The organism is Stenotrophomonas sp. (assembly GCF_032099025.1).
GTDB lineage: Bacteria > Pseudomonadota > Gammaproteobacteria > Xanthomonadales > Xanthomonadaceae > Stenotrophomonas.
In genome coordinates this window covers 23,408-35,801 of sequence record NZ_DAMCID010000004.1, presented here as the reverse complement: position 1 = coordinate 35,801, position 12,394 = coordinate 23,408, and the positions used below count along the sequence as shown (strand labels likewise).

The following is a 12,394-nucleotide window of genomic DNA, read 5'->3' as shown; positions in this document are numbered from 1 at the left end:
GCCCGTCATCGGCGATACTCGGTGCATCGCCGCAGGATGCGGACAGGGGAACCACTTACATGAAATCTGCACGCACGCTGGCCTTGTTGGCCTTGCTGATGCCGTTGTCCGCACTGGCACAGACGGCACTCCACGATGGCCAGGGCAACGCCCTGCCCGACACGTCGTCGGCGAAATCCAGCGAAGGCTTCTCTGCCTCGATGGTGGTCACCGCAGACCCGGAATGGCAACAGAAGTGGGAAAACCCGGTCAACGGGGTGCCGCGCTTCGAACTGGCCACCGAGGTCAAGGAAGGCGGCTCGCTCTACATCCTTTCCTTCCTGACCAATCCGACGCTGGACGCCGCCGGCATGGCGCAGGTGCGCTGCGACCTGCGGATCACCCGTCCCGACGGCAGTCTGAGCGGCGACGAGCATGACCTGCCCTGCTTCGTCACCCAGCTCGATACCGACCCCAACAGTGTCTACCTTTCTTCGGTAGGGATGAAATTCACTGCTGAAGCGGGCGATCCGCATGGCACGTGGACCGTGGCGATCACCGTGCGCGACACCGTGCGCAATGTCAGCCTGCCGTTGCAGTCGTCCTTCGAACTGAAGTAAGCGGCAATGGGGCCGCCCACGTAGAGCACAATGCCGCCGGCGCTACTGCAGCTGAGCGAGCATGTCGTTGACCGGCCCATGGATGATCCCTCTGATCAGACGGGCTTCTCCCGGATCCACGCCGTGCGCGGCGCCGTTTTCGTACTCGTTGTAGAGCTTGCCGGCGTGCGCTTGAACGCGCTCAAGCAGGTAATCCAGCTCGCGTTCGGCCGCCCGGGCGTTGATTCCGATGGTGGCGCCAAACGCAATGGCACTGCCGCGACTCACCTGCTTGTAGGACACCCCGCCCGGAGGCGTAACGGGCACATCGTCCCCCCACGCATTGCCTGCCGCGTAGATGCTGGTACAGATCAAGTCGTAGTGCGGCGCCAATACCCATCCGTCCGGCCCGCCGAGGAAGCTGAGATTCTTCAGGTGCGCGTCGGAGTTGCCCGTGATCAGGTTGAACAGCCACCACCGGTAAAGTCGGGCGCGCGTGTCGGCTTTATGTACGCAACGTTCGATGAGCGCAGTCAATGCCGCCGACGTCGCTTCCCTGTATTTGAATACTGCGTCCAGGGAGAGCATCTGGCACGCGTCCAGCACCGGCAGACGTTCGACCGGTGTCCGGAAGGTACGATCAAAGCGCCGCACCAGATATACGGCCTCGGGAACGCGTCGAATGGTCACTTCCGCCGCATCCATTCCTACCGCCGATGCCAGTCGCATCACAAACCACTCGTTGATGGTGGTCTGCCAGTAATGGTCCGGCTGCGGGTGATCCGGCTTGAGGATGTGAGTGGAAGGCTCGGATCCTACCGGTTCGAAAATGCCTTCCTCCAGCACTGTCACGGCAAGCTTGTGCTGCGCACCCGCCAGCGACATGCGTTTGGGCGCGTCATGGCTCAAGGGAACCTGGGGCAGGCGCCGGATCCGCACAGAGAGGGCGTCATCTGTCAGCGGCTGGAGGCCGGCAGGTGGGAACAGCTCGCCTTCGGGCAGCAAGGTGATGGCACCTGCTGATTCGCGGCCGTAGAACTGCAGCAATCCAAAGTTGTCGGCGGCATCCACGCGCGCATCCTGCGCGAGGAGGACCTTCGCGCCTTCCTCTGGCAGCAGGTTGCTGAAAAACCACTGGACCGGTCGGAGCGATGCTCCGTCGAGGATGGAACCTTGTGAGCGGCGAATGGCGGGTGACAGGTCGCCCCCTTCCCACGCTGGTTCGTAGTCGAACCGCCAGATATTCCCCTCTTCGGAGAGCCGACCTACCAACGCTGTATCCAGCCACACGCACAGCAGGCGCCGCGAGGATGCGTTCACTTGGCACCGGACCGCGTTGATTTGGGTTCCATGACCGCGTCCGGGACCTGCAGCGTGACTTTGATCCCCAGCTCATCCAGCGCGCGGAGCACTCTGCCCAGCTGCACCGAAGGCTTCCCGCGCTCCGCATCGCGCATGAAGACATGGCTGGAGTCGATGTATGCGGCCAGATCGTCCTGGCGGATCCCTTGGTTGCGGCGGACACGGCGGATGATCTCGCCGATGTCTTCAGGGGTTTTCACTTTGATGTCGATCACGACGGTCGCTACCGAATCTAAGCAGTTGTTTCTATCATGCTGGGCAATGAAGGTGTTTGCAATGGCTTCTAAGCAATTGTTTCGAAATCGCAGGGAATGGACGCAAATAGCATTCCAACGAAACAATAGCTTCGAAATCGACAGGCTGTACCTAATATGGGTATGTCAGCGTCGCGGATAGCAGAAGCCCCGCTTGCGCGGGGCTTCTGGTTTGCCAGGCAGGGCCTGGCACTACGCCGGAGGGTGTCGGGAGTGGCCCGGCGCCTGGATCAGGCGAACGGGTCCTGCAGGACCATGGTGTGGTCGCGGTCCGGGCCGGTGGAGACGATGCTGACCGGGCAGCCCGCCAGCTCTTCCAGCGCGCGCAGGTAAGCGCGGGCGGCCGCCGGCAGCTTGTCCCACTCGGTGATGCCGTGGGTGTTCTCGTTCCAGCCCGGGAACTCAAGGTACACCGGGGTGCACTCTTCCCAGCCCTGTGCGTCCAGCGGCGCGTATTCGGTGCGCTTGCCACGGTATTCGTAGGCGATGCAGACCTTCAGCTTTTCCATGCCATCCAGCACGTCGAGCTTGGTGATGCACAGGCCGCTGATGCCGTTGATGGCCACGGCGCGCTTGAGCGCGACGATGTCCATCCAGCCGCAGCGACGCGGACGGCCGGTCGAGGCGCCGTACTCGGCACCACGGTCGCGGATGCCCTGGCCGATCTCGTCGTCCAGCTCGGTCGGGAACGGGCCGCCGCCGACGCGGGTGGCGTAGGCCTTGGCGATACCCAGCACGTAGTCGATCGCGTCCGCGCCGACGCCGGCGCCGGCCAGCGCGCCGCCGACGGTGGTGTTGGAACTGGTGACGTACGGGTAGGTGCCGTGGTCGATGTCCAACAGCGCGCCCTGGGCGCCTTCGAACAGCACGCGCTTACCCTGCTTGCGCAGGTCGTGCAGGATGCCGGCCACGTCGGACTTCATCGGCTGGACGTATTCACCGAAGGCCAGCGCTTCGTCGTAGGTCTTCTGGAAGTCGACCGCGTCGGTCTTGAGGTAATTGGTCAGTACGAAGTTGTGGTAATCCAGCGCGGTGCGCAGGAGCTCTTCGAGCTGGGCCGGATAGTGCAGGTCGGCGATGCGGATGCCGCGACGCGCCACCTTGTCTTCATATGCCGGGCCGATGCCACGGCCGGTGGTGCCGATCGCCTTGCCGCCGGCAGCGCGTTCGCGCGCCTGGTCCAGGGCGATGTGGTACGGCATGATCAGCGGCGCGGCCGGGGAGATCTTCAGGCGCGAACGCACTTCCACGCCGGAGGTTTCCAGCTCGGCGATTTCCTTCTGCAGGGCCGCCGGGGAGATCACCACGCCGTTGCCGATCAGGCACAGCGCGTCTGCACGCAGGATGCCCGACGGGATCAGGTGCAGCACGGTCTTCTTGCCATTGATGACAAGCGTGTGGCCGGCATTGTGGCCGCCCTGGAAGCGCACGACGGCGCCGATTTCCTCGGTGAGCAGATCGACGATCTTGCCCTTGCCCTCATCGCCCCACTGGGCACCCAACACGACAACTGACTGACCCATGACGGGTAACTCCTCGTTTTTTTGCGGCCATCGGGGCCGCGGGTTTGGGACCGTGACAAGGCGCGGTTCGGCGCGGGGTGGCAGGCTCCAGCGGGGAGCGCGCCGGCGACGAGGTGCCCGGACACGGAAAAAGCCGGACGAGGTGCTCTGGAACAGAGGGCCCGACCGGCTTTTGTGCATTATCCGGGTTTCCGGGGGCGCTTGCCACCCCACCCGGCCAGACCTTCATCCTGCGTACCGCGGCGGGGTTGACTTGGAGCCGGCCAGCGGCCGGCACTACCGCGGTTTGGGGTTGACTTGGAGCCGGCCAGCGGCCGGCACTACCGCGGTTTGGGGCCGGCTGCGCCGGCCCCAACCCTTAACGATCGTTCTTGAGGTACTGCAGGAACGGGTCGTTCTTGTCCAGCACGATGACGCCGTTGCCGTCGGTCATGGAGTTCCGGTAGGCCTCCAGGCTGCGGTAGAACGAGAAGAACGACGGATCGGCCGAGCCGGCCTTGCCGTAGATCTGGGCCGCTTCGGCATCGCCGGCACCGCGCAGGCGCTGGGCGTCGCGTTCGGCCTCGGCCACGATCACGGTGCTCTCGCGATCCGCCTGGGCACGGATGGTGAGCGACTGTTCCTCACCCTCGGCACGCAGCTTGGCGGCTTCCTGCTTGCGCTGGGCGCGCATGCGCTCGTACACGTCATTGATCACCTGGCTGTCGGTCGGCAGGTCGATCTGCTTGATGCGCAGGTCGATGATGTGCATGCCCAACCCCTTCACCGCCTCGTTGATGCCGGTCAACTGCCCGGCGATCAGTTCGCTGCGGTCGCCGGACACCAGTTGCTGCAACGAACGCGAGTTGATCTGGTTGCGCAGCGAGTCGGTGATGATCGGGGCCAGGCGCGCATCGGCCACGCTGGCGTCGCCACCCGTGGCGCGATAGTAATCGCGCACGTTGGAGATGTAGCCAATGGCGAAGAAGTCGACGCTGACGTCCTTCTGCTCGGCGGTGAAGTAACGCGCCGGGGCCGTGGCCAGCACCTTCAGGCGACGGTCGAACACGCGCACCGTTTCGACCAGCGGCACCTTGAAGTGGATGCCGGGCTTGATGTCCGCACGCACCACCTTGCCCAGGTTCAGCACCATCGCGGTCTGGTCCTCACGGACCACGAACACCGACCCCAGCAGGGCCAACAGCGTGGCGACGGCCAAGCCGATCCACAGCGAACTCTTCATCGGATGGCTCCTTCACGACCGGTCGGTCGCGTGGTGGGGCGCTCGGCATTGCGTACGCCATCCACCGGCGTACTGGCCGGCAGCGACGGCATCATCACTTCCGGGGTCACCAGCGGGGTGGCACTGCCGGCCGCGGCGTTGCCGGCACGGTTGTCGGGCATCGGCACGTAGATCAGCTGACGGCCATCGCCGCCGATGACCTTGCGGTTCTCCGACAGCACCTTTTCCACGGTTTCCAGCCAGAGGCGCTTGCGGGTAACGTCCGGTGCGTCCTTGTACTGGACCTGCAGCATGCTGAAGCGTTCGGCATCACCCTGGGCGCGGGCCACGGCAGCCTGCTTGTAACCCTCGGCGGTGGTACGTGCGCGCGAGGCCTGGCCACGGGCTTCGGGCACCACCTTGGCGGCGTAGGCCTGGGCTTCGTTGATCAGGCGTTCCTTGACCTGCTGGGCACCGTTGACCTCGTCGAAGGCCGGCTTGACCTCCTCCGGCGGACGGGCATCGGGCAGGGTCAGGCCGGTCACGACCAGGCCGGTGCGATATGCCTTGAGCGCGGCCTGCAGGCGTTCCTGCGCGACCACCGCCAGCGGGCCACGGTTGTTGAGCACGGCGTTGAGGTCGGCGCGGCCAACCTGCTCGCGCACGGCGCTCTGCGCGGACTGCTCGAGCACCTGGTCGGCCGAGACCGAACCAAACAGGTACAGGCGCGGATCGTCGATGCGGTACTGCACGTTGAGCGACACGCGCACGATGTTCTCGTCGCGCGTCAGCACCGGCACTTCGCTGCTGAAGGTCTTGATCTGGGTCGCGTTGACCTTGGTCACCGACTCGATCGGCCACGGCAGCTTGAAGTTCGGGCCCGGCTGCAGGATCCGCGAGAACTGGCCGAAGCGCAGCACCACGCCACGTTGCTGTTCGCCGATCAGCTGGAAGCTGGAGAACAGCAGCAGCAGAACCACCGCCACCGCCACCCAACGCAGGATGCCGCCGTCGAACAGGTCCTTCAGCGGTCCAGGCAAGCCGCCCCAACCCCCTCCGCCACCGCCGCCGCCGCGGGGCCCGAACGGCCCTCGTCGATTCTCGTCGGGGCCTTGTCCGCCCTTGTTGCCGCCGGGTGTGTTCCAGGCCATGCACGCTCCATCAGTAAAGGTTGCCTGCGGGCCATTCCCGCACCGTCAACCGTTGAATCCCGCCCGATTCTACTAGATGGGGCTGACCGACAGGATTGGAAGGGGCAACGACCCACAGGACGCGATTCATCACCGGCCCCGGACCGGCCCCGCTCCCTTGCGGCGTCGCTTGGTAAGGTGGAGCCCCCCACTTCAAGGCCTTCCCATGGCGATCCCCGACCCGTTCACCGCCTTCCGCATCCACCAGGACGACCAGGGCCATCACAGTGGCCTGGAGTCGATCGGACTGGACCAGCTCAACCCGGGCGAGGTGGTGGTCCGCGCCGAATGGTCGTCGGTGAACTACAAGGACGCACTGGCAGGCACCGGCAAGGGCAGGATCCTGCGCCGCTTCCCGCTGGTGGGCGGGATTGACGTGGCCGGCACGGTGGTCGCCTCGACCGACCCGGCCTGGCGCGAAGGCGATGCGGTGCTGGCCACCGGCTGCGGGCTCAGCGAGACCCGCGATGGCGGCTACAGCCACTACGTGCGGCTGGAATCGAGCGCGGTGATCGCCCGCCCCCCCGCGCTCAGTGCGCGCGAGGCCATGATCCTGGGAACCGCCGGCTTCACCGCCGCGCTGGCGCTGCTGCGCATGGTGGACAACCGGCTGACCCCGGCGCACGGCCCGTTGGCGGTGACCGGGGCCACCGGCGGCGTGGGGTCGCTGGCGGTGGACATCTTCAGCCGCGCCGGGTTCGAGGTGCATGCGATCAGCGGCAAGGCCGACCAGGTGGCATACCTGCGTGGGCTCGGTGCCCGCGAGGTGCTGCCGCGCGACGCCCTTGCCACGACCCGCCCGATGGAGTCGGCGCGTTTCGGCGGCGGCCTGGACAACGCCGGCGGCCCGATGCTGGCCAGCCTGCTCGCCCAGACCCTGCCGTACGGCAGCGTGGTCAGCGCAGGCCTCGCCGCCAGCCCGGCATTGGACATGACCGTAATGCCCTTCATCATCCGCGGCGTGTCGCTGCTGGGCGTGTCGTCGTCGTCGGCACCGCGCACGCTGCGCGAACAGGTCTGGGACATGCTGGGCGGTGCATGGAAGCCCCACCATCTCGAGACGATCTGTACCCGCGAGATCGGCCTCGACGGGCTGCCAACGGTGTTCGACGGCATGCTGGCAGGCGGCTCGCTGGGCCGTACCGTGGTGCGGATCGACTGAGCGTTGCAGCTGGGCGACGGACGGCGCGGTGGATGCTTCACGCTGACACGGGCGCGGCACTACACTGCGAGCATCACATGGGGAACAACATGGCACGGATTCTGATCGTCGACGATTCACCGTCGCAGCAGCTGGGCATCAAGCGCATCGTCGAAAAACTGGGGCATGAGACGTTGACCGCTGAAAATGGCGCAGCCGGCGTGGAAGTGGCCAAGGCCGAGCTGCCCGACCTGGTGCTGATGGACGTGGTCATGCCAGAGCTCAACGGCTTCCAGGCGACCCGCACGTTGTCGCGCGAACCGACCACCAAGCACATTCCGGTGATCCTGGTGACCACCAAGGACCAGGACACCGACCGCATGTGGGGCATGCGCCAGGGCGCCAAGGCCTACATCACCAAGCCGTTCTCCGAAGACGAACTGTCCGAGGTGCTGGAGCGGGTGTTCAGCAGCCAGGAACCGCCGGCGGCCTGATCGCAGGCGAAGAACGTACCGACCCTGGTCGGTACGCCGCATTCCTCAGATCTTCTCGCCGAAGGCCTTGGCCAACGCACGGTAGGCCTTCCTCTGCGCCTCGTCGGTGGGCACCGGGGCGATGATCTCCAGCTCCACGATCTGGTCGCCGTCGGGATTGCCCGGCAGGCCACGACCCCGCAGCCGCAGCTTGCGACCGGCATCCGAACCGGCCGGCACCTTCAGCTCCACCGCGCCGCCGAGCGTGGGCACGCTGATCGAGGTGCCCAGCGCCGCCTGCCATGGGGCGACATCCAGCGTATACAGAATGTTGCGACCATCCACCTCGAACTGCGGGTGCGCGGCATATTCCACTTCGAGCAGCAGATTGCCGCCGTTGGTGCCCTGCCCGGTCAGCCGGATCACCTGGCCGGGGCGGATGCCCTTGGGCACGCGCACGTCGAGCTGCTTGCCGTTGACCGTGATGCGCAGGCTGTCGCCACCGTAGGCCGCCTCCAGCGGCACCGACAGCTTGGCACGGGTGTCGCGGATCGGCTGGGGACCCGCGCCGGCGCCGCCGAAGCCACTGGCCCGGCCGCCACCGCCGCCGCGCTGACGCGCGAACAGACTCTCGAAGAAGTCGCTGAAGCCGCCGCCCGCACCGCCACCGAACGTTTCCTCGAAATCAAAGCCCTGCGCCCCGCCGTAATTGGGCGGCGCATGAAACTCTTCGCCCGGGCGGTAACCCTGCGCTTTGAGCTGGTCGTAGGCGGCGCGCTTCTGCGGATCACGCAGGGCCTCGTAGGCCTCGTTGACCGCTTTGAACGTATCTTCCGCACCGGCCTCCTTGCTCACGTCCGGGTGGTACTTGCGCGCCAGCCGGCGGTAGGCGGTCTTGATCTCGGCATCGCCCGCGCTGGGTTCCACGCCGAGCGTTGCGTAGTAGTCCTTGAATTCCATCCATACACCTCGAATAAGTTCGGCCACCCGCGCCGGCGGGCACCGTCCGCGCAATTCTAGCGGCTGGCGGCGTGCCTGCCGTGATCCGGGGATGATCCTGCGCAATGCGGCGGCCCCATCACCCCGGGTAGGGTCACCGCAACAGGGACCCGCGCCGTATCCGCCCGCCCCTAAAAGATGGGCGTGCACGCACCGTTTTCAACGTTTTGACGCCACCCTCCCATGCCGCTCACTACCCTGCCGGTGAACCAGGAGCTTCCATGACCATCCAGATTGGCGACCGTATTCCCGAAGTCACGCTCAAGCGGATCCGTGAAGGCATGGAGACCCTGGACACCCATGCCCTGTTCGACGGTCGCAAGGCCGTGCTGTTCGCCGTGCCCGGCGCCTTCACCCCGACCTGTTCGGCCCGCCACCTGCCTGGCTACGTCGAGCACTTCGCCGACTTCCGCCACCGCGGCATCGACGTGTTCTGCATGGCGGTCAACGACCCGTTCGTGATGAAGGCCTGGGGCGAGAGCCAGCAGGTGCCCGACGGGCTGCAGCTGCTGTCGGACGGCAACGGCGAATTCACCCGCGCACTGGGCCTGGAAATGGACGCCAGCAGCTCGGGCATGGGCCTGCGCTCGCGTCGTTTCGCGCTGTATGTCGACGACGGCGTGGTGCGCGCAACCTTCATCGAAGCGCCTGGCACCTTCGAGGTGTCTTCGGCCCAGTACGTGCTGGAGCATCTGCCCAGCTGATCCCCACGCAACAAAGGAAACCGGCCAGCCATGTCAAAGCCAGCCAAACAGACGTCACAGACCCGCCCCACCAGCCCCTCCCCGGACGCTTCACGGCCACCCGGCATCAGCGACACCGCGACGCTGCGCGAGAAAGCGCGCAAGGACATCGAGGATGGCGCGATCACCTCCAGCTACAGCGCCGACCGCGAGGCGGTGATCAAGCTGCTCAACGATGCGCTGGCCACGGAATACGTGTGCGTGCTGCGCTACTACCGCCACTACTTCATGGCGAAGGGCATGCTGGCCGACGCGGTCAAGGGCGAATTCCTTGAGCATGCGCAGCAGGAGCAGGCGCACGCGGGCAAGCTGGCCGAGCGCATCGTGCAGCTCGGTGGCGAACCGGACCTCAACCCGGACACGCTGACCGCGCGCTCGCACGCGGAGTACAAGGAAGGCACGGACCTGCGCGACATGGTCCGCGAGAACCTGATCGCCGAGCGCATCGCCATCGACAGCTATCGCGAGATGATCAACTTCGTCGGCGACAAGGACACCACCACCAAGCGCATCCTGGAAGAAATCCTGGCACAGGAAGAAGAGCACGCCGACGAATTCGCCGACCTGCTGGAAGGCTGGATCGGCGAGTAGTGCCGGCCGCTGGCCGGCTCCTCGAACGACCGGATGCGAATCAGAATGCCGGCGGCTGGCCGGCTCCTCGAACGACCGGACGCGAATCAGAATGCCGGCCGCTGGCCGGCTCCTCGCACGACCGGACGCGAATCAGAATGCTGGCCGCTGGCCGGCACTGGCTACCGCACTATGCGGAAGCGCACCTGGGTCCAGGCACCGTCGGCGGCCAGTGCGGTCAGGGTGTGTTCGCCCACTTCGTCGAAGTCGCGGCGGAAGGTACGTGCGCCCTCGGTGCGTGCGATCCAGCGGTCGTCGAGCAGCCAGTCCACCGGCTGCTCGCTGCCCAGTGCACGCAGCTGCAGGCGCACGCCATGTTCGGCATTCGGTGCGCGCGCCAGCGTGGCCCGGTCGTTGAGTCCTTCGATGTGCAGGCTGCCGGCACTGCTGCGCCCGTCGTCCCGGCAATCCGGCGACAGCGCGGGCAACTGCGCGGCCTGCCGCTGTGCCTGCGGCAGCCACGGCGAGACCAGCGCAGGCCAGCGCGCGATCTCGCGGGACACGGCCTCGTGCGGCAGCGTGCACTCCGGCGACAGCCGCAGGCCGCTGCGGGCGTCCACCTCGAAGCGCTGCCGACCGGCCTGCCACAGGCGCGCGTCGCGTTCGGCGAAGGTGGGCGGCACCACGTCGTCCAGCACGAAGGCCTGCAGCCGGCGCTGGCACAGCGCGGGCGGGATGGCGTCGGCCCGCTCGCCGGTGGGCCAGCACACCTCGGCCTGCGACACGTTGGCCGGCATCGGCGCGGCGCTGGCATCGCCACTCTGGCGCGGCAGGCTGTCCACCACTTCAAACATCAGCGGCAGCGCGGTCACGGCACCGTACTGGCCGGGCAGCGGGGTGCCGTCCGGTCGCCCCACCCAGACCCCCACGGTGTAGTGGCGGGTGGTACCGATCGCCCACGCGTCGCGGTAGCCATAGCTGGTGCCGGTCTTCCAGGCCACGCGCGGACGCCCGGTGACGTCGAACGTTCCCGTGCCATACCCGGGGCGCGGATTGGATTCGAGCACCTCGCGGGTGATCCACGCCGCACCCGGTGACATCAGCCGACGCTCGATCACCGGGTCCTGCGCGGTATAGCGCACGCGCCCGGCGATGCCATTTCGGTTGAACGCGGCGAACGTTCCCACCAGGTCCTCGAGCCGGGCCCCGGTGCCGCCCAGGATCAGCGACAGGTTGGGCGCGCTGCCATGCGGAAACCGCAGGTTGATGCCGGCATGCGACAGGCGCGCGGCGAACCGCGCCGACCCGACACGATCCAGCAGGTCCACGGCCGGCACGTTCAGCGACAGCCGCAATGCAGTGGCCGCGCTGACCGGCCCGTTGAAGGCGGCATCGAAGTTGCCGGGGCGGTACCCCGAGAAACTCTGCGGGGCGTCCACCATCAGGCTCTCGGAGTGGATCAACCCGTCATCGACGGCCATCCCGTACAGGAAGGGCTTGAGGGTGGACCCCGGCGAGCGCCAGGCCTGCACCATGTCGACATGGCCCAGCCGCTGCTTGTCGCCGAAGGCCACCGAGCCCACGTAGGCGCGCGCCTCCAGGGTCCGGTTGTCCACCACCAGCAACGCCGCCGAGGTGCGCTCGGGCAGCTGCGAGAAATACGACGACACCCGTTCCTCCAGCGTGCGCTGCAGACCGATGTCCAGCGTGCTCTGGATGCGCGCGGCACGTGGCTGGGCCGAATGCAGCCGCTGCGCCAGCAGCGCGGCGTGCAACGGCGGCTGCAGCGCGCGGGTGACCACCGCTTCAATGCGTGCATCGTCCACTTCCTCGCGCGACCAGACGCCGAGGGCGACCATGCGCTCCAGCACTTTGTCGCGCGCGGCCTGTGCCGCCTCCGGGTGGCGGTCAGGGCGCAGCCGGCTGGGTGACTGCGGCAAAACCGCCAGCAGCGCGGCTTCGGCGTGCGACAGGCGCGCCGCCGGCTTGCCCAGGTAGGCCCAGCTGGCCGCCTCCACGCCCTCGATGGTGCCGCCATACGGCGCGCGTTCCAGGTACAGCGCCAGGATATCCGCTTTGTCCAGGTGCAGCTCCAGCTGCACCGCACGCAGCAGCTGCTTGGCCTTGCCCCATGGGGTGCGGGTATGCGGGTCGAGGATGCGTGCGACCTGCATGGTCAGCGTGGAGCCACCGGAAACGATGCGCCGCTCCAGCACCCACTGTTTCCCGGCACGCAGCAGCGCCCACGGGTTGACCCCGGGGTGGCGCCAGAACCAGCGGTCCTCGTAGTTGAGCAGCGCCTGCAGGTACAGCGGCGAGACGCTGTTGGCGCTGGCCGGGTAGCGCCACACGCCATCGGC

General features: G+C 67.0%; 12 protein-coding genes. 5 read left to right on the top strand and 7 right to left on the bottom strand.

All coding sequences use genetic code 11. The annotated features are described in order from the left end of the window. The first annotated feature begins 59 nt into the window (after positions 1 to 59). Entirely contained in the window at positions 60 to 599 is a 540-nt protein-coding gene (locus RT456_RS04320; protein ID WP_313342981.1) for a hypothetical protein, read from the top strand. Between the two features lie 42 nt (positions 600 to 641). Here RT456_RS04320 and RT456_RS04315 read toward each other — a convergent pair whose 3' ends face one another. From RT456_RS04315 to hflK, 5 genes are all read right to left on the bottom strand, one after another. Then, complete coding sequence (locus RT456_RS04315) at positions 642 to 1,898, bottom strand: HipA domain-containing protein (protein ID WP_313342978.1); 1,257 nt, start codon at positions 1,896 to 1,898, stop codon at positions 642 to 644. Continuing rightward, positions 1,895 to 2,155 carry a transcriptional regulator gene (locus tag RT456_RS04310; RefSeq protein ID WP_313342975.1) on the bottom strand — a complete coding sequence of 87 codons (261 nt, stop codon included), beginning with the start codon at positions 2,153 to 2,155 and terminating at the stop codon, positions 1,895 to 1,897. Before RT456_RS04310 ends, RT456_RS04315 begins: the two co-directional genes overlap by 4 nt. A gap of 269 nt (positions 2,156 to 2,424) precedes the next feature. Next, the gene (locus RT456_RS04305) at positions 2,425 to 3,717 is read right to left on the bottom strand and encodes an adenylosuccinate synthase (RefSeq protein WP_313342973.1); all 1,293 of its coding nucleotides are present in this window, start codon (positions 3,715 to 3,717) and stop codon (positions 2,425 to 2,427) included. Between the two features lie 358 nt (positions 3,718 to 4,075). Next, a complete protein-coding gene (locus RT456_RS04300; protein WP_313342970.1) occupies positions 4,076 to 4,939 on the bottom strand; it encodes a protease modulator HflC in 864 nt (287 codons plus the stop codon). After that, positions 4,936 to 6,069, bottom strand: coding sequence for an FtsH protease activity modulator HflK (gene hflK, locus RT456_RS04295; protein ID WP_313342967.1), 1,134 nt, complete (start codon positions 6,067 to 6,069; stop codon positions 4,936 to 4,938). Before hflK ends, RT456_RS04300 begins: the two co-directional genes overlap by 4 nt. A gap of 205 nt (positions 6,070 to 6,274) precedes the next feature. Between hflK and RT456_RS04290 the strand changes: the two genes are divergently transcribed. Together RT456_RS04290 and pilH are read left to right on the top strand one after the other, a co-directional pair. Then, positions 6,275 to 7,270, top strand: coding sequence for a YhdH/YhfP family quinone oxidoreductase (locus RT456_RS04290; RefSeq protein ID WP_313342965.1), 996 nt, complete (start codon positions 6,275 to 6,277; stop codon positions 7,268 to 7,270). Positions 7,271 to 7,359: 89 nt separating this feature from the next. Next, positions 7,360 to 7,743 carry a twitching motility response regulator PilH gene (pilH, locus tag RT456_RS04285; RefSeq protein ID WP_313342962.1) on the top strand — a complete coding sequence of 128 codons (384 nt, stop codon included), beginning with the start codon at positions 7,360 to 7,362 and terminating at the stop codon, positions 7,741 to 7,743. 45 nt (positions 7,744 to 7,788) lie between these two features. Here the strand turns inward: pilH and RT456_RS04280 are convergent, their stop codons facing one another. Continuing rightward, positions 7,789 to 8,682, bottom strand: a complete 894-nt coding sequence (locus RT456_RS04280; protein ID WP_313342960.1) for a DnaJ C-terminal domain-containing protein — start codon at positions 8,680 to 8,682, stop codon at positions 7,789 to 7,791. Between the two features lie 260 nt (positions 8,683 to 8,942). Between RT456_RS04280 and RT456_RS04275 the strand changes: the two genes are divergently transcribed. Both RT456_RS04275 and RT456_RS04270 read left to right on the top strand, forming a co-directional pair. Next, complete coding sequence (locus RT456_RS04275) at positions 8,943 to 9,425, top strand: peroxiredoxin (protein WP_313342957.1); 483 nt, start codon at positions 8,943 to 8,945, stop codon at positions 9,423 to 9,425. Positions 9,426 to 9,455: 30 nt separating this feature from the next. Continuing rightward, positions 9,456 to 10,055 (top strand): ferritin-like domain-containing protein, encoded by a 600-nt coding sequence (locus RT456_RS04270; protein WP_313342955.1) that lies wholly within the window; start codon positions 9,456 to 9,458, stop codon positions 10,053 to 10,055. Between the two features lie 161 nt (positions 10,056 to 10,216). Here the strand turns inward: RT456_RS04270 and pbpC are convergent. Next, positions 10,217 to 12,394, bottom strand: a 2,178-nt coding sequence (pbpC, locus tag RT456_RS04265; RefSeq protein WP_313342953.1) for a penicillin-binding protein 1C, incomplete at its 5' end; no start/stop codon positions are given.

Bases quoted from the DNA above. Each gene is read 5' to 3' on its own strand.
- RT456_RS04320 (WP_313342981.1), top strand. From the start codon at position 60: ATGAAATCTGCACGCACGCTGGCCTTGTTGGCCTTGCTGATGCCGTTG.
- RT456_RS04305 (WP_313342973.1), bottom strand. From the start codon at position 3,717: ATGGGTCAGTCAGTTGTCGTGTTGGGTGCCCAGTGGGGCGATGAGGGC.
- RT456_RS04300 (WP_313342970.1), bottom strand. From the start codon at position 4,939: ATGAAGAGTTCGCTGTGGATCGGCTTGGCCGTCGCCACGCTGTTGGCC.
- hflK (WP_313342967.1), bottom strand. From the start codon at position 6,069: ATGGCCTGGAACACACCCGGCGGCAACAAGGGCGGACAAGGCCCCGAC.
- RT456_RS04290 (WP_313342965.1), top strand. From the start codon at position 6,275: ATGGCGATCCCCGACCCGTTCACCGCCTTCCGCATCCACCAGGACGAC.
- pilH (WP_313342962.1), top strand. From the start codon at position 7,360: ATGGCACGGATTCTGATCGTCGACGATTCACCGTCGCAGCAGCTGGGC.
- RT456_RS04280 (WP_313342960.1), bottom strand. From the start codon at position 8,682: ATGGAATTCAAGGACTACTACGCAACGCTCGGCGTGGAACCCAGCGCG.
- RT456_RS04275 (WP_313342957.1), top strand. From the start codon at position 8,943: ATGACCATCCAGATTGGCGACCGTATTCCCGAAGTCACGCTCAAGCGG.
- RT456_RS04270 (WP_313342955.1), top strand. From the start codon at position 9,456: ATGTCAAAGCCAGCCAAACAGACGTCACAGACCCGCCCCACCAGCCCC.